The organism is Clostridioides sp. ZZV14-6345 (assembly GCF_020657775.1).
Taxonomy (GTDB): Bacteria; Bacillota; Clostridia; order Peptostreptococcales; family Peptostreptococcaceae; genus Clostridioides; species Clostridioides difficile_D.
Window position 1 is genome coordinate 13,567 of sequence record NZ_JAGWCX010000021.1, and the last position, 19,479, is coordinate 33,045.

Below are 19,479 nucleotides of genomic sequence, written 5' to 3' on the forward strand. Positions count from 1 at the left end.
AGAGGTAAAAATATGGATAAAAAATATATATTAACCATAGACCAGAGTACATCAGGAACCAAGGTACTGCTTATAGATAGTAGAGGAATAGTAATAAATAAATTATCTAAGAAACATAACCAATATTATCTTAATAATAGTTGGATAGAACACGACCCTATTGAAATATACAGTAATGTAATCTGCTTATTAAAGGAAATAATCATATCTCATGAATTATGTATAAGGGATATAGCCGGTATTTCTATAACAAATCAAAGAGAAACTGTAGTAGTTTGGGATAAGAATACGGGTAAGCCTGTATATAATGCAATAGTATGGCAATGTAGGAGAACTAGTGATATATGCAAAACTCTAGGTGGATATAAGAATGAAATACAAGAAAAGACTGGTTTAAAATTAGACCCTTATTTTTCAGCTACTAAAGTCAAGTGGATATTAGATAATGTAGATGGAGCTAGAGATAAAGCTGAACGTGGGGATTTATTGCTTGGTAATATTGATTCGTGGTTAGTTTGGAATCTTACTAATAAAAAAAGTCATGCTACAGACTATACTAACGCTAGTAGAACCTTATTACTTAATATAAGAGATTTGAAATGGGACGATTTTTTATTGAACATATTTGGTATACCAAGGAGTATGTTACCCAAAATATATCCATCAGATGAAATATTTGGAGAAACTAATATTGAAGGATATTTTTCGGAAAATATTAAGATTAGTGGAGTAATTGGAGATTCTCAAGGTGCTTTGTTTGGTCAAAGATGTTTTGAAGTAGGTATGGCAAAGTCTACATTTGGTACTGGTAATTCTATAATGATAAATGTGGGTAAAAACTTTATTCCTTCTCAAAATGGAGTTGTATCGACTGTTGGTTATATTACTAAAAATATAATTAACTATGCAGTTGAAGGAATTGTAAATTCTAGCGGAGATACAATCAACTGGATAAAAAATGAACTAGGTCTGTTTTCAGATTTTGAAGAGTTTAATAAAGCTGTCGAAGAAGTTAAAAATAATGAAGGTGTATATTTTATACCAGCATTTGTAGGAATAGGTGTACCATTTTGGAAGCCTGATGCGAGAGCATCTATAGTAGGTATATCTAGGAATACGAATAAAAAGCATATAATGAGAGCTGCTATGGAGTCAATAGCATATCAAGTTAAAGATGCTATTGATATATTAGAATCGGAAAGTAATATAACGATTAAAAATTTAAGTGTTGATGGTGGAGTAACAGTAAATGATATATATAATCAATTTTTAGCAGATTTACTTGATTGTAAGATTGCTAAAAATAAAAATGAAGAGTTATCAGCTCTAGGTTCTGCATACTTAGGAGGGATTGGTTTAGGTGTTTGGAATGGTATAGAAGAAATTAAACATTTACCTGAAAATATAAAAAACTATACTTCTAATGTAAGTGAACAAAATAGAGAAAAACTGTATAGAAAATGGAAGAATGCAATGAAAAGTGTATTATACATGACAGAATTAAATAGCTAAAATGTTAATTTATAGGAGAGATAATATGATAGAGTATAAAATAAAGTTAGGAGTTGCACCAACTCGTAGAAATATATTTAGTAAAAAAGAAGCTATAAAGTATAAACAATTAATCAGTAAGAAATTAAAATCCATGAACATAGATTTTGTTGATATAGAGGATATAAATGAAGAGGGTCTGTTATTTAAAGAATCGGATGTAGAGAAGATTGTCGATAAGTTTAAACAAGAAAAAGTAGATGCTTTATTTTTTCCACATTGTAACTTTGGTACTGAAGATTTGGTGGCAAAAGTTGCTCATAAATTACATCTACCAGTTCTTTTATGGGGACCTAGAGATGGAGCTCCACTAGAAGATGGAACAAGACTTAGAGATAGTCAATGTGGTCTATTTGCTACAGGTAAGATACTTAGAAGATTTAAAGTTAAGTTTACATATATACCAAATGCATCTCTAGAAGATGAAGCTTTTGAAAGAGGAGTAAACAATTTTATTGCTGCAGTTAATGTAGTAAAAGAACTTAAAAATTTAAGAATACTTCAAATATCAACTAGACCATTATCTTTTTGGACTATGATGTGCAATGAAGGTGAATTACTTGAGAAGTTTGGAGTTCAAATAAATCCAATTTCTTTATCGGAATTTGTTAACTGTGTAAAAGAGATAGAATCAAAAAATGATGAAAAATTAAAGGAAACAATACAGTTTCTAAGAGAGAATTTAGAAATAAATGTTGAAGATGAGAGTGTAGTTAGGGTAGCAGCACTTAAGTTGGCATTTAACATTTTAACTGAAAAGTATGGATGTAAAGCAGTAGCCATTCAATGTTGGAATGCATTACAAGAGGAGCTTAAGATAATGCCATGTATAGCAAATGCTATTCTTACTGATGAGGGAATACCAGTAGTTTGTGAAACTGATATACATGGAGCGATAACCTCTGTTATAGCTCAATCTGCTGCAATGGGGAAAACACCACCGTTTTTTGCTGATTGGACAGTAGCACATCCAACCAATAAAAATGGAGAATTGCTTCAACATTGTGGATGCTATCCTATATCTTTAACTAAAGAAGGAGAAAAAGCAAAACTTGGAGTTCCTTTTGCTCTTGAAAGTGGATGTGTAGGTTCATCATTTGCAGAGATAAAAGGAGGGGATATATCTTTATTAAGGTTTGATGGAGATAATGGAGAGTATTCTTTGCTGTTAGGACATGCAAAAGGAATAGAAGGACCTTATATACAGGGAACATATCTTTGGGTTGAAGTAGAAAACTTAACAAGATTAGAAGATAAGCTTGTAACTGGTCCATATGTGCACCATTGTGTTGGGATACATCATAATGTATTACCTGCTATTTATGAAGCTTGTAAGTATTTACATGATTTAAATCTAGATTTTTATGATGATGTAGAAGAGGATGTAAAGGCATGGATAAGAGGAGAATAAGATAATATTTATTAAAAATTGAAAAACATTACTAAAATAAAAATATTTACTAAATATTTAGCTTAAGTGTTTATTTTATTTAATTGTTGCCTTATACTATAATTTATGGAGTGTGAATTTAATCATTTAATATAGAAAAGGTAGTGATAAAATGAATAGTAAAACTATAATGCAAGATATAGCTAAATTAGCAGGTGTATCGCCGGGTACTGTTTCAAATGCATTGAACAATAGAAAAGGTGTAGGAAAAGAAACCAAAGAAAGAATAATTAAAATAGCAGAGGAAAAAGGCTATTTTAGAAATCAGAAGAAAAATGAAGATAATGCAATTAGACTAATAGTATTTAAAAAGCATGGCTATGTTGTTTCTGATACTCCTTTTTTCTCTGCACTTATAGAAGGTTGTGAAAGAGAGTGCCGTAATAATGGTTATGAACTCTTAATTTCTCATGTTAGAGATGATGTTAGTTCAAAAGATAATATTGATACAATAATAAGACAAAAAAATGTAGATGGTATTTTATTGTTGGCAACAGAAATGAACGAAGAGGATTTAAGATTTTTTGAAAATTTAAGTATATCTATACCTATAGTTATAGTAGATAGTTACCATGAAACTAAAAGTTCAGACTATGTTTGTATAAACAATGTCAGTGGTGCGTATTCTGCTGTAAAGTATTTTGTTGAAAAGGGACATAAAAAAATAGGTTACTTAGGAAGTTCTAGAAGCATAAAGAACTTTGAATACAGAGCAACTGGATTTGATAAGGCTCTAAATGATTTAAATATAGAACAAAATCAAGAATATAAGTTTTTGTTAGAGCCTACTATAGATGGTGCTTATAATGACATGAAAAAGATAATAGATGAAAAAGTAGAGTTACCAACTGCATTATTTGCATTTAATGACATAATTGCTTTGGGAGCAATGAAGGCAATGAATGAAAAAGGAATAAAAATTCCTGAAGATGTATCCATAATAGGATTTGATGATATAACGTTTAGTGCACTTGCTAACCCTGCTTTAACAACTATTAAGGTACAGACTGTAGAAATGGGGAAAATAGCTGTAAATAGACTTATAGATAAGATTAATAATCAACTTGATTTAAAGTTAAAGATAGAAGTAGAAACAGAATTGATAGAAAGAGATAGTGTTAAATATATTAATAAATAATAGTTTTAATTTTGTTTAAGACTATTGTTAAGGAGGAGGGGTGTAATTGTGAGTAGGTTAAAAATAGCATCTGACAATAGAACTTTTACTTTGGATAAAGAGCATTTTTTTTATTTAGCAGATACATGTTGGAGTGCATTTACAAATATAGATTTTAATGAGTGGAGGTTTTATCTTGAAAAAAGAAAACAACAAGGATTTAATACTCTTCAAATAAACATTCTTCCTCAATGGGATAGAAGTGCTAAGCATGATGAGTTATTACCATTTGATATAAATGATGATGGAGCTTTCGACTATTCAACTTTGAATAAACTATATTTTGAAAATGCTAAAGAGATGTGTTTATTAGCTAAAGAATATGGATTTCAATTAGCTTTAGTAGTATTGTGGTCAAATTATGTGCCAGGAACGTGGGCAAGTGCGATTATGGATAAAAATATAATACCTCTATCGTTTTTGCCAACTTATTTTGATATAGTAAATAAAACTTTTAATGATATGAACCCTATCTATTTAATTAGTGGAGATACTGATTTTGAAAAAGAAGAAAGTATAGAATATTACAATAAAGCATTAGAATTTTTTAATAAAGTGTCTCCAAACACCTTAAAAACTCTCCATATCAGAGGGAGACTGGAGGAAATACCAGAGATATTAGTAAGTAAAATTGATTTTTATATGTATCAATCAGGACACAATAGTTTATTTACCAGTATGCCTTACTACTTAGCAGAAGTATTTTATAGTAAATATCCATGTAAACCAATCTTAAATTCAGAACCTTGTTATGAGCAGATGGGCTATAGTAGAAAGGTGTATGGCAGATTTAATGACTATGATATAAGAAAGGCAGGATGGCAAAGTGTACTATCTGGAGCTTGTGCTGGATTAACGTATGGAGCTCATGGAATATGGAGTTGGCACACTAATAATTCAATATTTTTTATGGGAATAGGAGAAGCTTTTGATAGTCCTTTATTGTGGCAAAGTGCGCTTCAATTACCAGGTGCTTTTGATTATGGTATGTTAAAGTATCTTCTTGAACAAAATAATTTAAAAAATATTATCCCTAAAAATAATCTTGTTGTTAATGATACAAATGAAATAAGATATGCAACTAATGATGATAAATCATCTGTTATACTATATATACCAATAAATACTAATGTTAAAATAAGTGAAAATTTATCAGAGTATAAATTTTATCTATTTGATTTAGAAACAAAGAATATTCTTAGCCCTTTAATTGAATTTAAAGAAGATAGCACTTTATTTAAAATGCACTCATGTAACAAAGACGTAGTAATTATAGGAAAAAAATAAATATTGTAATAAATTTTGAGAATCCTAAGCAAATGAAATATAGCTTAGGATTTTTTTGTTTAATAAAAAATAAAAATAATTAAGTAAATATTTAGTATAAAAATAATAAATATTTACAAAAATAATTGATTGTGATACTATAAAAATATAAAGAATATCTAGAATTAGAAAGGAGTGAAGATATTAATGTTCTAACAAGTGATGTTAACTTCTTAAAGCATGATTTGATTAGATTTAAGACGTATTGACAGTTTGAAAATTATGGCAAATTGATAGAAGTAAATATTTAGTACTAGTTAATATACTTGAACTAAATAATATAAAAATATAAGCTGTATAGGTTGTCTATAATTAACTTGAAATCGTTTTCGAAAATATTAATAAGTAATTCAAAACATGTAAAAGAGAAGTTGATATAGTCATTTATTTGAGATAGAAATTGATTTTATATTAAATGTGGGAGGTTTATTATGTCTACAAAATATTGTGACCTATCTAAAGAGGTAATAGAAGGAGTTGGTGGATTAGAAAACATATCATATGTTACTCACTGTGCAACTAGATTAAGATTCAAGTTAAAAGATATAGGAAAAGCGAATACAGAGAAGCTAAAAAAAAATAATGGTGTAATAACAGTAGTAGAAAGTGGAGGTCAGTATCAAGTAGTCATAGGAAATCATGTTTCTGAAGTATACAATCAACTGGTAAAAGGAACTATGTTTGAAACAAAAGTTGATAATGTAGAAGATAAAGAGAAACCAAAAGAAAAACTTATTGATAGATTCATATCTGCGATATCTGCAATTTTTTCTCCTTTAATGATGGCTCTTTCAGGTGCTGGTATGTTAAAAGCTTTATTAATACTAGGCACTACAATAGGGTTTTTACAAGAAAATAGTGGTACATATATGATTTTATATGCAGCAGCAGACGCAATTTTTAATTTTTTACCTATAGCTTTAGCATTTACATCAGCCAAATATTTTAAGGCAAATCAATTTTTAGCATTTATCATTGGAGCATCATTAGTATATCCTAACATAGTTGGTTTATATAATGAAGGTCAAAGTATAAGTTTTTTAGGATTACCAGTGATTCTAGTAAGTTATACTTCTAGTGTTATACCAGCAATTATTAGTGTATGGGCACTTGCTAAGGTAGAAGCATTTTTAAATAAAATAATACCAAGTATATTAAAAGGTTTTTTAGTTCCACTATTATGTATATCGATTATTGTTCCATTAACATATTTAACTATTGGACCAGTTACAAGTTATGCAGGAGTATATTTAGCTGATGGATATAAATGGGTTATGAGTGTAAATCCTATAATTGCAGGAGGTTTAGTATCTGTAATATGGCCAACAGTAATAATATTTGGATTGCACTGGGGATTTGTACCTATAGTATTAAATAATATAGCTACATATGGTAGAGATACTTTATTTGTAATAACTGGACCTAATAACTTTAGTCAAGCTGGAGCTTGTTTGGGAGTGTTTTTAAAAACAAAAGATAAGGATTTGAAAGCTATAGCAGGACCTGCAGCAGTTTCTGCAGTATTAACGGGAATAACTGAGCCTGCAATATATGGAGTCAATTTAAAATTTAAAAAGCCTTTTATTATTGCAAGTATATTTTCTGGAGTAGCAGGTGCTATAACAGCAGCAGCAGGTACAGGTGTAGGGGCATTTATTGGGACAAGTTTAATTACTTTACCTGCATATATAGGTGTTGGTTTTATTGGTTTCTTGATAGCATGTGCAATTGCTTATGTAGGGTCAGCTGTTACAACTTTCATATGGGGATTTAACGATAGTATGATTTCGGAAGGGTTTACAAATAAAAGTGTTTCAAATTCAAAAAAAGATAGTGTAGTGTTAAAGAGTGGATTGCAAGGAGAATTGGTATCTTTAAAAGATATACCTGACCAGTGTTTTTCAGAAGGAGCTATGGGGCAAGGTATTGCAATAAAGCCAGATAAAGGTGAGTTATATGCACCTGCAGATGGAGAAGTAAAATTTGTTTTTCCTACAAAACATGCTGTAGGATTTGAAACTAGTGAAGGTGTAGAAATATTAATGCACATAGGAATTGATACAGTTGAATTGGAAGGAAAGTACTACGAAATGCATATTAAAGCTGGAGACAAAGTTAAGGCTGGAGATTTGTTAGTTACATTTGATATTGATAAAATTATTGAAGCTGGGTACTCAACAGTAACACCAATTATTGTGACTAACTCATCAGAATTCCAAGATATAATAGTAAGTACTAATGATAAAGCGTTGATGATAGAATCTGATTTATTAACAGTAGTAATCTAAATATGGTTAACTAGAAAGTGAATTATGGTACATAGATTAATAAATATAATATAAGAAATTTCTTAAAGATTATGCTTTAAGTAACATTTAATATTAAATTAAGGGAGATGATATAAAATGAGTAGATTTCCAGAAAATTTTTTATGGGGTGGTGCAGTAGCTGCAAACCAATGTGAAGGTGCATATAATGTAGATGGAAAGGGACTTAGCATACAGGATGTGACTCCAAATGGAATTATGACTCCAAGAACTGAAAAGCCAACAGAAGATAATATGAAATTAGTTGGTATTGATTTTTATAATAGATATAAAGAGGATATTAAATTATTTGCTGAAATGGGATTTAAAGTATTTAGAACATCAATAGCATGGTCTAGAATTTATCCTAAGGGTGATGAACTAGAGCCAAATGAAAAAGGTCTTAAGTTTTATGATGACCTATTTGATGAGTGTAGAAAATATAATATAGAACCATTAGTTACTTTATCTCATTATGAAACACCATTATATTTAGCAGAAAAATATGATGGATGGATAAGTCGTGATTTAATAGATTTTTACTGTAGATATGTAACTACAGTTTTTAAAAGATACAAAGATAAAGTAAAGTACTGGCTTACATTCAATGAAATAAACTCTATAGTACATGAACCATTTTTAAGTGGAGGAATTAATACTCCTAAAGAAAAGTTAACAAAAAATCAAATATATCAAGCTATACACCATGAATTGGTGGCAAGTGCAAAAGCAGTAAAGATAGGGCATGAGATAAATCCTGAATTTAAAATAGGGTGCATGGTGTTATCTATGCCAGTCTATCCATTAACTCCAAATCCTGATGATGTAATTTGTGCAATGGAAAAGGAACACGAAAATTTATTCTTTGCAGATGTTCATGTTAGAGGTAAATACCCAAGTTATTCAAAACGTTACTTTAGAAAAAATAACATACATATAGATATAATGGATGAAGATATTGAGATATTAAAAAATACAGTAGATTTTATATCCTTTAGTTATTATATGAGTATTTGTGAAAGTTCAGATAAGACTATTAAAGGTAGTAAAGGAAATATCATGGGTGGAGCGAAAAATCCAACATTAAAAGAAAGTGAATGGGGATGGCAAATAGACCCACAAGGTCTTAGATATGTACTTAATCAATTCTATGATAGATATCAAAAGCCATTATTTATAGTAGAAAATGGATTGGGAGCTGTTGATGAACTAACAGTAGATAAAAATGGAGAGTCTACAGTTAATGATGACTATAGAATAGACTATTTGAGAAATCATTTAAAGCAAGTGGCTGAAGCTATTGATGATGGTGTTGATTTAATTGGATATACTACATGGGGATGTATAGATTTAGTAAGTGCGTCAACAGCAGAGCTTAAGAAACGTTATGGATTTATTTATGTAGACCGTAATGATGATGGAAGTGGTACTTTAAATAGATATAAAAAGAAGAGTTTTAATTGGTACAAGAAGGTTATAGAGACAAATGGAGAACATTTATTTGAATAGCTATACAATTGAATAGCTATTCAAAATGTAGTGAAATTGAAGATGTAGGGTAAAAAAGGAGCTGTCACATAACAATTATAAATTGTTATGTGACAGCTTTTTTTAGATAATTTGTAATAGTCATAAGTTTAAACTTAAAAATAAACATGTAAAATGGGTTTCAAAATACGACATGAAGTATTATCATTAAAAAAGTTTTATAAATATAAGCAAAAAGCTAAAAAAGACCTATAAAGTAGCATAGAAAATACCTAATATATCGCTAAAAAATAATATAAAATATACTTAAGTTGAAGCAAAGCTAATATTATTTAGAGGAGGAATATTAAATTGAAATTTAGCAGTGGAATGTGGTTAAACAAAGAGAATTACACAGTTTTACATCCTGTTGAACTTTATGATATGTGTATAGAAGAGTTAAAATTAACAGCATATTGTCCGTTTATCAAAGTAAATACAAGAGGAAATACTTTAGATGGAGGAATGTTAACAACAGAGATATCTTCTCCTATGGAAAATATAATTAAGGTCAAAATCACCCATCATGCAGGAGAAAATGAACAATCTTACTTCAAATTAAATGAAAAAACACCAGAAATTAAAATAAAAGAAAATAATGCTAACTATGAATTTATATCAGGCAGCTTAAAAGCACAAATAGGAAAAGGGGAAGACTGGGGGATTAAATTTTATAATAATGATAGGCTATTAACTGAAACAAGCAAAACAGGTACTGCTTATATTACAACAGACAAAAAAGAAATTTATATGAGAGAACAATTAGCACTAGGAGTTGGAGAGTTAGTATATGGTTTGGGAGAACGTTTTACCCCTTTTGTAAAAAATGGTCAATCAGTGGATGTTTGGAACCAAGATGGTGGAACTGCAAGTGAACAGTCATATAAAAATATACCGTTTTATTTAACAAATAAGGGCTATGGGGTTTTTGTTAATCATTCTGAAAACGTATCTTTTGAAGTAGGCTCAGAGTCAGTTAGCAAAGTTCAATTTAGTGTAGAAGGTGAATCACTTGAATATTACATAGTAGGTGGAAATGACTTAAAAGAGGTTATAAATAATTATACAAATTTAACTGGAAAACCAACACTTCCACCAGCGTGGTCATTTGGTCTTTGGCTAACAACTTCTTTCTGTACAAATTACGATGAAGAAACAGTAATGAGTTTTATAGATGGAATGTTAGAAAGAGATATACCACTTGAAACTTTCCACTTTGATTGTTTCTGGATGAAAGAATTTGAATGGTGTAACTTTGAATGGGATAATAGAGTATTTCCAGAACCAGAAGGAATGTTAAAAAGAATTCATGATAAGGGTATAAAAGTTTGTGTTTGGATAAATCCATACATAGGTCAAAAATCACCTCTATATAAAGAAGGTGCTGAAAAAGGATACTTTGTCAAAACTGGAAATAATAAAATATGGCAATGGGATAGATGGCAAGCAGGTATGGCCTTAGTTGATTTTACTAATCCAGAGGCTTGTAAGTGGTATAAGTCACATCTTGAAAGATTGATTGATATGGGAGTAGATAGTTTTAAAACTGATTTTGGTGAAAGGATACCTGTTCAGGATGAATTTTATGGAATAGATGCACTAAAATACGGTATAAAATACTACGATGAATCAAATCCTAAGAAAATGCATAATTACTATACTTATTTATACAATAAGCTAGTATTTGAACTTTTAGTAGAAAAACTAGGAAATGAACAAGCGTGTGTGTTTGCTAGATCAGCAACAGTTGGAGGACAGAACTTCCCAGTACATTGGGGAGGAGACTGTTTGTCCAATTATTCTTCTATGGCAGAGTCATTAAGAGGTGGATTATCTTTAAGTCTTTGTGGATTTGGATATTGGAGTCATGATATAGGAGGATTTGAAGAAGGGTGTACAGCTGATATTTACAAAAGATGGACTCAATTTGGTCTTTTATCATCACATAGTAGATATCATGGAAATGTTGAGTATAAAGTACCTTGGATATATGATGAGGAAGCTGTTGAAGTAACTCGTAAATTTGCTAAGTTAAAAATGAAACTTATGCCTTATCTATTTAAATATGCTATTGAAGCAAAAAATACTGGTATACCTATGATAAGACCTATGGTACTTGAGTATAGTGATGATGAAACTTGTATATACCTAGATCGTCAGTATATGTTTGGTGAAGGTTTATTAGTAGCCCCTGTATTTAGTAATACTGGAGATGTAAGTTATTATTTGCCAGAAGGAAGATGGACAAATTTATTAAATAATAAAGTACTTGAAGGTAGAAGATGGTACAAGGAAAATCATGATTATATGTCACTACCTTTAATGGTTAAAGATAATACCATAATTCCTATAGGATATAATGATAAAAAACCAGATTATGATTACTTAAAGGATTTAGAGATTAACATATTTGAATTAAATGAAAATAATAGAATAGAAACGATACTATATAACTCACTTGGAAAAGAAGTAGGAAAAGTATCTGCAATAAAAATAGGAAATAAAATAAGTGTTCATACAAAGGGAATAAGTGGAGATTATAAAATAGTTCTTAGAAATATTAATGCAACATCTGAAAATGCTAAATGCAAGTACGATTTAGAAATAGGAACAGTAGCACAAGCTAAAGATAGTGAAGTTATATTTACAGTAATGAATAATTTTTAAGTATTTAGAACTAGATAGTATTGTTATAAAATGAGTTGGTATAAATTTATACTAGCTCTAAGATAAGGGGGTTAATTACATGGAAAACAATATGAAGCAACCTATTATAGCAAGTGATAAGCTTTCAGGGAAAGAAAAGGTCGGTTATGCTACAGGGGATTTAGCATGTAACTTAATATTTAGTACAGTTGGAGCATTTTTAATGTATTTTTATACAGATGTATATGGATTAGCTCCAATGGCAGTATCTATGATTTTTTTAGTAGCAAGGATTTGGGATGGTTTGAATGACCCTATAATGGGTGTTATTGTAGATAGAACAAAATCAAAGCATGGTAAATTTAGACCATATCTTTTATACGGTGCATTGCCATTTACATTAATAGCTATTTTATGTTTCACAGTGCCAGATATATCTCCTATGGGTAAATTTGTATATGCATTTGTTACTTATATAGGGCTAGGGATGATATATACGTTAGTAAATGTACCTTATGGAGCATTAACATCAGCAATGACACAAGATTCCACAGAACGTGCAAACCTTTCCGTAGTAAGAATGTTCTTTGCATCAGTAGGAACTCTTATAGTAACTTATGGTGTTCCTAAGTTAAGTACAATATTAGGGGGAGGAAATTTAGCTAAGGGTTATCAACAAGCAATGATAATATATGGTATAGCAGGTGGATTATTACTATTATTCTGTTTCTTCACTACTAAAGAAAGATATAGTGTGGTAAATGAAGATAGTGAAAAAGCTGGGTTTAAGGATATAATAGTTTTACTTAAAAATAACAAGCCATTAGTTATATTGTCATTAATATTCATATTGATGTTTGGTATTATGTCTATAGTGGATGCTGTGGGTATATATTTCTTCCAATATGTATTAGGTAGAGAAGACTTACTTCCAACATATATGATACTAGGAAAAGGTGCTGTATTAGTTGGATATGCTGTTACTCCACTTTTATTAAAGAAATTTGACAAGAAAGAAATAATATTTTGGTTTACTGTAGTTACTTTATCTCTTCCAATAGGAATGATGTTCTTAGGAAAAGAACATATAACTTTAATTATGATTCTTAGAGTCATTCATGGTATAGCTTATTCTAGCACTGGAATAATGTGGAGTTTAGTTCCAGATACTATTGAATATGGTGAATTAAAAACAGGAAAGAGAAGAGAAGGTATAACTTATTCTATAATAGGATTTTTCTTTAAGTTTGGTATGGCTTTAGGTGGCTTAGTTCCAGGTGTGGTACTATCTATGACAGGATATGTTGCAAATACTTCTCAAACTTCACAAGCTTTGTACGGTATTCGTTCTATAAATGGTGTTATACCAGTAGTACTTACAATAGCTATGTTAGTACTTATAAAGATGTATCCATTAACTGAAAAAAAATGTAGAGAGGTAATAAATGAATTAAGAAGCAGATAATATATATAGGGAGTGTCTCAAAGTGAACTTTTTAGTTCATGAGGCACTCTTTTTTATATTAAATCAAGCGTGTTTTAATCATTTTAACAATGAAAAAGAGATTTATCTATATTTTGAGACAACGTCTTTTTTAATTTTATTTAGTTGTTGTCGTTTTTGACTTGGTGTACAATTATATACTTTCTTAAATAACTTCATAAATTGTTTATAATTATAAAATCCATTGTTCTGAATAATATCTAATATATTATTATCTGTATTTATAAGGTCACTATACATATTTTCAAGTCTTATATTGTTTACATAAGAGGTAAACGTTATTCCCATATGTGTTTTAAAAAATCTAGATAAATATTGAGGTGTTAAATTTACAACTTCACTTGCTGTAGATAGAGAAATTTGCTCTTTGTAATTTTCTTTTACATAATCAGTTATAATTTTTAATCTATCAAAATATTTATCTGTATTTTTGTAAGATATTGAATCTATAGAAATTGAATAATTTCCATATAAAATATATAAAAATTCATATAATAAAATTTTTGAGTTTAATATATATAGTTGAGGCTCTTTGCTATATATCTTATATAATTCATTTAAAGTATTTTTTAATTTATTCACATTAGCATTATTAGTATTAGTAAGTAATTCTTTATAATTAATACGTAACTCATTTATATTAGGTATGTTTTCTTCTAAAAATTTATAAGGAATTTGAAGAACTATAGATTCATTACCATCAGAACAAATAGCTGAATGAATTTGCTTTGGATTTAATATTATTAAATCATTTGCCTTTAGATTTAATCTTTCATTATCTATAAAAAGATTAAAGCTTCCATTAAGTATGAGAATAATTTCAAGACTATAATGCCAGTGTTTAACTGTAAAACTACCGTTATCAATAGATAGATAGAGCTTCACACCTATATCATCATGGATATTTACCGATTCATGTTTAAGTGTATTCATAATAGACTCCTAAAAAACAATTTTTTGATTTTCAATGAATATCTAATGTATATAAATATTATCATAGATATTAAAAAGTATAAATAAAAAATATTAAAAATTACTTTCTATTAATCAATTAGAAAATTTTACTAAAATCCGGAAAGCGATTGACAAACAAAGTCAAATAAAGTATATTATTGGTAAGTTAGTTTAATGTACAAATGAATTATATATAAAATCTAATTTATAAAATAACGATACTAAACGACATTATTTAACTTAATATACATAAAAATAGAATATTATACCATTAATTTAGGAGGTAGCCGTGATAAAAATATCTGAAGACTATATTGAAAAAAGATTTGACAATGAACTATTGCGAATAGAAGCATGGGGAAAAAACTCTTTACGTATCAGGTCATTTGTAGACCAAAATTTTGTTGATGAAAACTATGCTCTTAACGGAAAACCTAAGTTAAATAAAGACGATATTATAATTAATAAAAATGAAGATGGCAGTGCAATCATTAAAAATGGAAAGATAAAAGCTGTCTTAGACCATAGAGATAGAATTACTTTTTACAATGATAAAAATGAAATATTATTAAAAGAATATATTCGATTAAGAGCTGTAAAACATGATGATGGTGGAGAAGATGTAGGGACAATTGAAATTACCAAAGACTTTAACTCTACTCTCAAATTGAAATCAAGAGAATATCAACCAAGCTATAGTGGAGAATTTGAAGTAACTACTAGATTTGAGTCTGAACCCTCTGAAAAGATTTTTGGAATGGGACAATATCAACATAAATTTTTAGATTTAAAGAATACTGTGCTGGAGTTAGCCCAAAGAAATTCTCAAATATCAGTTCCTTTTTATATTTCTAGTTTAGGTTATGGACTTTTATGGAATAATCCAGGAATTGGAAGAGTATCTTTTGCCAAAAATATGACAGAATGGAAGATGTTTTCTACAAAATTTATAGATTATTGGATTACTTGTGGAGAAAGTCCAAAAGAATTAAATAAAAATTATTCTCAAGTTACAGGAACTGTTCCTATGATGCCTGAAAACCTTTTAGGTCTATGGCAAAGTAAATTAAGATATAGAACTTCAGAGGAAGTTTTAGATGTTGTGAAGGAATATTCTAAAAGAGGAATTAAGCTTTCATCAATTGCAATTGACTATTTTCATTGGCCTAAGCAAGGTGAATATAAATTTGACCTAGATTATTGGAAAAATCCTAAAGAATTAGTCAAAAAACTGAAAGAAGAGTATTCAGTGGAGCCAATAGTGTCTGTGTGGCCTACGGTTCAAAGTGACGCAGAAAACTACAATGATTATTTAGAGAATGGTTATTTGGTTAATGTTAACCGTGGTGTTAGAATGACAATGCAAATTCAAGGAAATACAGTTTTTGTAGATATGACAAATGAAAATGCAAGAGAATATGTTTGGGATAGAATAGATAAAAATTATAAACAACTTGGAATTGATTACTATTGGTTAGATGTAGCTGAACCTGGCTACTCTGTTTATGATTTTGATAACTATAGATATAAAAAGGGCAATGTTTTAAGTTGTGGTAATATTTATCCTATTGATTATTTAAAAATGATTTATGACGGTTTGTATGAGGATACAGAGTCTGTTGTAACTCTTGTAAGAGGAGCTTGGGCAGGGGCTCAAAAGTATGGAGCTTTAGTATGGTCTGGTGACATTGATTCTAGTTTTGAGGCTTTTAATAATCAAGTAAATACAGGGTTAAATATGGGACTGGCAGGTATACCATGGTGGACTACTGATATTGGAGGTTTCCATGGAGGAAATCCTAAAGACCCAGAATTTAGAGAACTTATGGTAAGATGGTTCCAATATGCCACTTTTTCACCAATTTTGAGAATGCATGGAGATAGATTGCCTCATAGTAAACCATTATCAAATAAAGGTGGAGGTTCAATGGTAACTGGAGCCCCTAATGAGATATGGTCTTATGGTGAAGAAGTAGAAGTAATTCTTACAAAGTTCGTAAAAATTAGAGAAAGTTTAAAAACTTATTTAAAAAAATTGATGAAAGAAGCGCATGAAGATGGAACGCCAATTATGAGAACTCTATTTTATGAATTTCCTGAAGATGATAAAACTTGGGAGGTTGATAATACATATATGCTTGGAGATGAAATTTTGGTTGCTCCAATAATGAATTATAAAGATAGAAGCAGAAAAGTATATTTACCAAAAGGTCATACATGGGAAAATATATTTAATGGGGTTAGTTATGAAGGTGGGGCAACTTATGAAATTGAATGCCCACTTGAAGAAATTCCTATTTTCTTAAAGCAAAATTCTAAATATAACTTTAAAGAACTAAAAAATATTTTAAGAGAGGTGAAATCATAATGGAGCCACAATTATGGCAATTATTATTAATCGTACTATATGGATTTTTTATAAACTATGAAAAAAATTCAACAATGTTTGGAACATATCAACCAGTAACAGCAGGTTTTATTACTGGTCTTATCTTAGGAGATATAAATACAGGTTTGTATATTGGAGGTACATTACAACTATTATCATTAGGTATTAGTAACTTTGGTGGAGCATCAATACCTGATTATCAAACAGCTAGTATAGTAGCCACATTTATAACTATTACAACTAAGCAAGAAGCATCTGTAGGAATCTCTATAGGTATTCCAGTTGCTTTATTGATGGTACAGTTAGATGTTCTTAGAAATACTATTGGTATATGGCTAGTTCATAAAGCAGAAGATGGGGCTAAAAAAGGAAATTATAAAAATATAACCTATATGCAAATGTTAGGAGTATTATTAACAGCAGCTACAACAGGTATTCCAGTTGCTCTATCTGTAATATTTGGACCTTCTTTAATTAATACAATTTTAAAATATACACCTGAATGGTTAACAGGTGGTCTAACAGTAGCTGGAGGATTACTTCCAGCAGTAGGAATAGGATTATTACTTAGATACCTTCCTGCTAAGGAGTATTTTAGTTACTTAGTAATTGGTTTTGTTTTAGCAGTATATATGAAAGTACCATTATTAGGTGTAGCTTTAATTGGTGGAGCAATTGCACTTATAATTTACAAAAAGAATTTGGAAAATCAAGCACAACAATATACTGTAGTAGGAGGTATGGACGAAGATGAGTGATAAGGTATCATTAAATAAATCAAATGAAAAGGTCAAAAAAAGTGTCTTATGGCGTTGGTTTTTTACTAGTTCTGTTTCTTCAAACTATGAGAAGATGCAGGCTTTGGCATACTGTTATGCAGTACTACCTTTTTTAAAAGTAGTATACAAAGATAATCCAGAAAAGTTGCAAAGTGCTGTATTAAATCATTTACAATTTTTTAATACTAATCCATGGGTTGCACCTTATATTTTGGGTATTAATGTAGCAATGGAGGAATTATCAAGTGAAGAAACTGAAGAGGCTGTTGCCTCAATTAAAACAGGCTTGATGGGACCAGTAGCAGGTTTAGGAGATAGTTTGTTTGTCGTTATTCCATGGACAATTTTTGGAGCTATAGCAGCTAATATGGCAATAGATGGAAGTCCGTTTGGAATCTTACTGTGGATTGTGGTGAGTGTAGCATTGAAATTATTAAGTATACCATTATTTAATGCTGGTTATACATCAGGTACTAAGCTAATATCTTCAATTGAAAAAAGTTTGAAGATTTTAACTGAGAGTACATCTATTTTAGGATTAATGGTTGTAGGTGCATTAATACCTTCAGTAGTAAAAGCTAATGTTGCTCTTAACTTTCAGCAAGGTGATTTTACAATGAAAGGTCAAGAAATATTAGACCAAATTATGCCTGGGCTAGTTCCTGCAATTTTAGTTGTGATTGTTTATTGGGCTCTTAAAAAGAACGTAAAACCTATATATTTAATTTTAGGCGTAATGGTTGTTTCAATAATTTTATATGCATTAGGTATTTTAAAATAAAGAAAGTTAAAATAAAGAAAGGATGGTATTAGGTATGGAAATGAAAGGTATTAAAAATATTCGTATAGATGACCGTTTAATTCATGGTCAAGTTGCAACTATGTGGAGTAATAAATTAGGTGTTACAAGATTGATGGTAGTAAATGATGCAATAGCTAACAATTCTGTTCAAAAACAAGTTCTAAGAATGGCGACACCTGCAGGAATAGCATCATCTATAATTACAGAAGAGACTGCTATAAAAAATATTACTGCTGGGAAGTATGAAGGACAAAATGTATTATTAATTGTTAAATCTCCTGTCGACCTTATTCCATTTGTAGAGGCGGGACTTAAAATACACAATATAAATGTAGGAAACATGTCAAGTAGAAAAGACACAACAGTACTAAAACCTAATATCAGTGTTACTGAAGAAGAGAAAGAAGCATTTAAAAGACTTTTAGATGAAGGAATTGAAATTACAACTATAATGACACCTGATGATAAGAAAACTTATCTTGTAGACATTTTATAGATTTAGAGAGGTGTATTAAAGTGAATAGTATTATTTTGATGAGTCATGGTAATATGGCTGAAGAAGTCTTAAATTCTGCTAAAATGATAATAGGAGATTCTATAGATTATCCTACTGTAAATATGAAGCAAGATGATGGAATTGAAGGAACAATAGAAAAATTAAAAAAAGCTTTAGAAGTATATAAGGACAGTTCAGAAATAATTATAATGGTGGATTTACTAGGTGGAACTCCATGTAATGCTGCTTTATTGGAGGCTAATATTGATAGTAGAATTAAAATTATTTCAGGACTAAATTTAGGTATGGTTATTGAATCAGCCTTTTTAGATACAAAAGAACTGGCAGTAAAATTAGAGAAAATAGGTAAAGATAATATTTCCATAGTTGAAACAACAGCAAGTTTATTATCTGATGATGAGTAGCAAGGTTATATTAATATTTAAAATAAAAGCCTTATATTAACATTTAATTAATATGTAACTTCTTAGAAAAAGAATTTAATCAATCTTGCGTAAACTCCATAATAAATTTAATTTTAGAATATATGATTTAAAGGGTTATGGCTATAT

14 protein-coding genes are annotated in these 19,479 nt (G+C 29.5%); 13 read left to right on the top strand and 1 reads right to left on the bottom strand.

Annotated elements, in window-relative coordinates; all coding sequences use genetic code 11:
• Positions 1 to 12 precede the first annotated feature (12 nt).
• The 8 genes from KGF39_RS07540 to KGF39_RS07575 all read left to right on the top strand — a co-directional run bounded on the left by KGF39_RS07540 (position 13) and on the right by KGF39_RS07575 (position 13,448).
• Positions 13 to 1,512 (top strand): glycerol kinase GlpK, encoded by a 1,500-nt coding sequence (locus KGF39_RS07540; RefSeq protein WP_227821811.1) that lies wholly within the window; start codon positions 13 to 15, stop codon positions 1,510 to 1,512.
• A 25-nt stretch (positions 1,513 to 1,537) separates the two neighbouring features.
• Positions 1,538 to 2,962 carry an L-fucose/L-arabinose isomerase family protein gene (locus KGF39_RS07545; RefSeq protein ID WP_107594001.1) on the top strand — a complete coding sequence of 475 codons (1,425 nt, stop codon included), beginning with the start codon at positions 1,538 to 1,540 and terminating at the stop codon, positions 2,960 to 2,962.
• A gap of 151 nt (positions 2,963 to 3,113) precedes the next feature.
• Positions 3,114 to 4,139: a substrate-binding domain-containing protein gene (locus KGF39_RS07550; protein ID WP_107594000.1), complete on the top strand. Its 1,026-nt coding sequence runs from the start codon at positions 3,114 to 3,116 to the stop codon at positions 4,137 to 4,139.
• A 48-nt stretch (positions 4,140 to 4,187) separates the two neighbouring features.
• Positions 4,188 to 5,465, top strand: coding sequence for a DUF4038 domain-containing protein (locus KGF39_RS07555; RefSeq protein ID WP_227821812.1), 1,278 nt, complete (start codon positions 4,188 to 4,190; stop codon positions 5,463 to 5,465).
• Positions 5,466 to 5,935: 470 nt separating this feature from the next.
• Entirely contained in the window at positions 5,936 to 7,792 is a 1,857-nt protein-coding gene (locus KGF39_RS07560; RefSeq protein ID WP_227821813.1) for a beta-glucoside-specific PTS transporter subunit IIABC, read from the top strand.
• A 117-nt stretch (positions 7,793 to 7,909) separates the two neighbouring features.
• The gene (locus KGF39_RS07565) at positions 7,910 to 9,319 is read left to right on the top strand and encodes a glycoside hydrolase family 1 protein (protein ID WP_227821814.1); all 1,410 of its coding nucleotides are present in this window, start codon (positions 7,910 to 7,912) and stop codon (positions 9,317 to 9,319) included.
• Between the two features lie 330 nt (positions 9,320 to 9,649).
• Positions 9,650 to 12,004 (top strand): alpha-xylosidase, encoded by a 2,355-nt coding sequence (gene yicI / locus KGF39_RS07570; protein ID WP_227821815.1) that lies wholly within the window; start codon positions 9,650 to 9,652, stop codon positions 12,002 to 12,004.
• A 79-nt stretch (positions 12,005 to 12,083) separates the two neighbouring features.
• The gene (locus KGF39_RS07575) at positions 12,084 to 13,448 is read left to right on the top strand and encodes an MFS transporter (protein ID WP_227821816.1); all 1,365 of its coding nucleotides are present in this window, start codon (positions 12,084 to 12,086) and stop codon (positions 13,446 to 13,448) included.
• 102 nt (positions 13,449 to 13,550) lie between these two features.
• Here the strand turns inward: KGF39_RS07575 and KGF39_RS07580 are convergent, their stop codons facing one another.
• Complete coding sequence (locus KGF39_RS07580) at positions 13,551 to 14,420, bottom strand: AraC family transcriptional regulator (protein WP_227821817.1); 870 nt, start codon at positions 14,418 to 14,420, stop codon at positions 13,551 to 13,553.
• 310 nt (positions 14,421 to 14,730) lie between these two features.
• Between KGF39_RS07580 and KGF39_RS07585 the strand changes: the two genes are divergently transcribed.
• Genes KGF39_RS07585 through KGF39_RS07605 form a run of 5 tightly spaced genes read left to right on the top strand, consistent with a single transcriptional unit; the run spans position 14,731 to position 19,332 of the window.
• Positions 14,731 to 16,809, top strand: coding sequence for a TIM-barrel domain-containing protein (locus KGF39_RS07585; protein WP_227821818.1), 2,079 nt, complete (start codon positions 14,731 to 14,733; stop codon positions 16,807 to 16,809).
• Positions 16,809 to 17,588 carry a PTS mannose/fructose/sorbose/N-acetylgalactosamine transporter subunit IIC gene (locus KGF39_RS07590; RefSeq protein WP_003422498.1) on the top strand — a complete coding sequence of 260 codons (780 nt, stop codon included), beginning with the start codon at positions 16,809 to 16,811 and terminating at the stop codon, positions 17,586 to 17,588. Before KGF39_RS07585 ends, KGF39_RS07590 begins: the two co-directional genes overlap by 1 nt.
• A complete protein-coding gene (locus tag KGF39_RS07595; protein WP_054274969.1) occupies positions 17,581 to 18,390 on the top strand; it encodes a PTS system mannose/fructose/sorbose family transporter subunit IID in 810 nt (269 codons plus the stop codon). The genes KGF39_RS07590 and KGF39_RS07595 overlap by 8 nt, the downstream gene beginning before the upstream one ends.
• A gap of 34 nt (positions 18,391 to 18,424) precedes the next feature.
• On the top strand, positions 18,425 to 18,907 hold the full coding sequence (locus KGF39_RS07600; protein ID WP_054274968.1) for a PTS sugar transporter subunit IIB: 483 nt from the start codon (positions 18,425 to 18,427) through the stop codon (positions 18,905 to 18,907).
• 20 nt (positions 18,908 to 18,927) lie between these two features.
• Positions 18,928 to 19,332, top strand: a complete 405-nt coding sequence (locus tag KGF39_RS07605) for a PTS sugar transporter subunit IIA (protein WP_227821819.1) — start codon at positions 18,928 to 18,930, stop codon at positions 19,330 to 19,332.
• Positions 19,333 to 19,479: the final 147 nt, after the last annotated feature.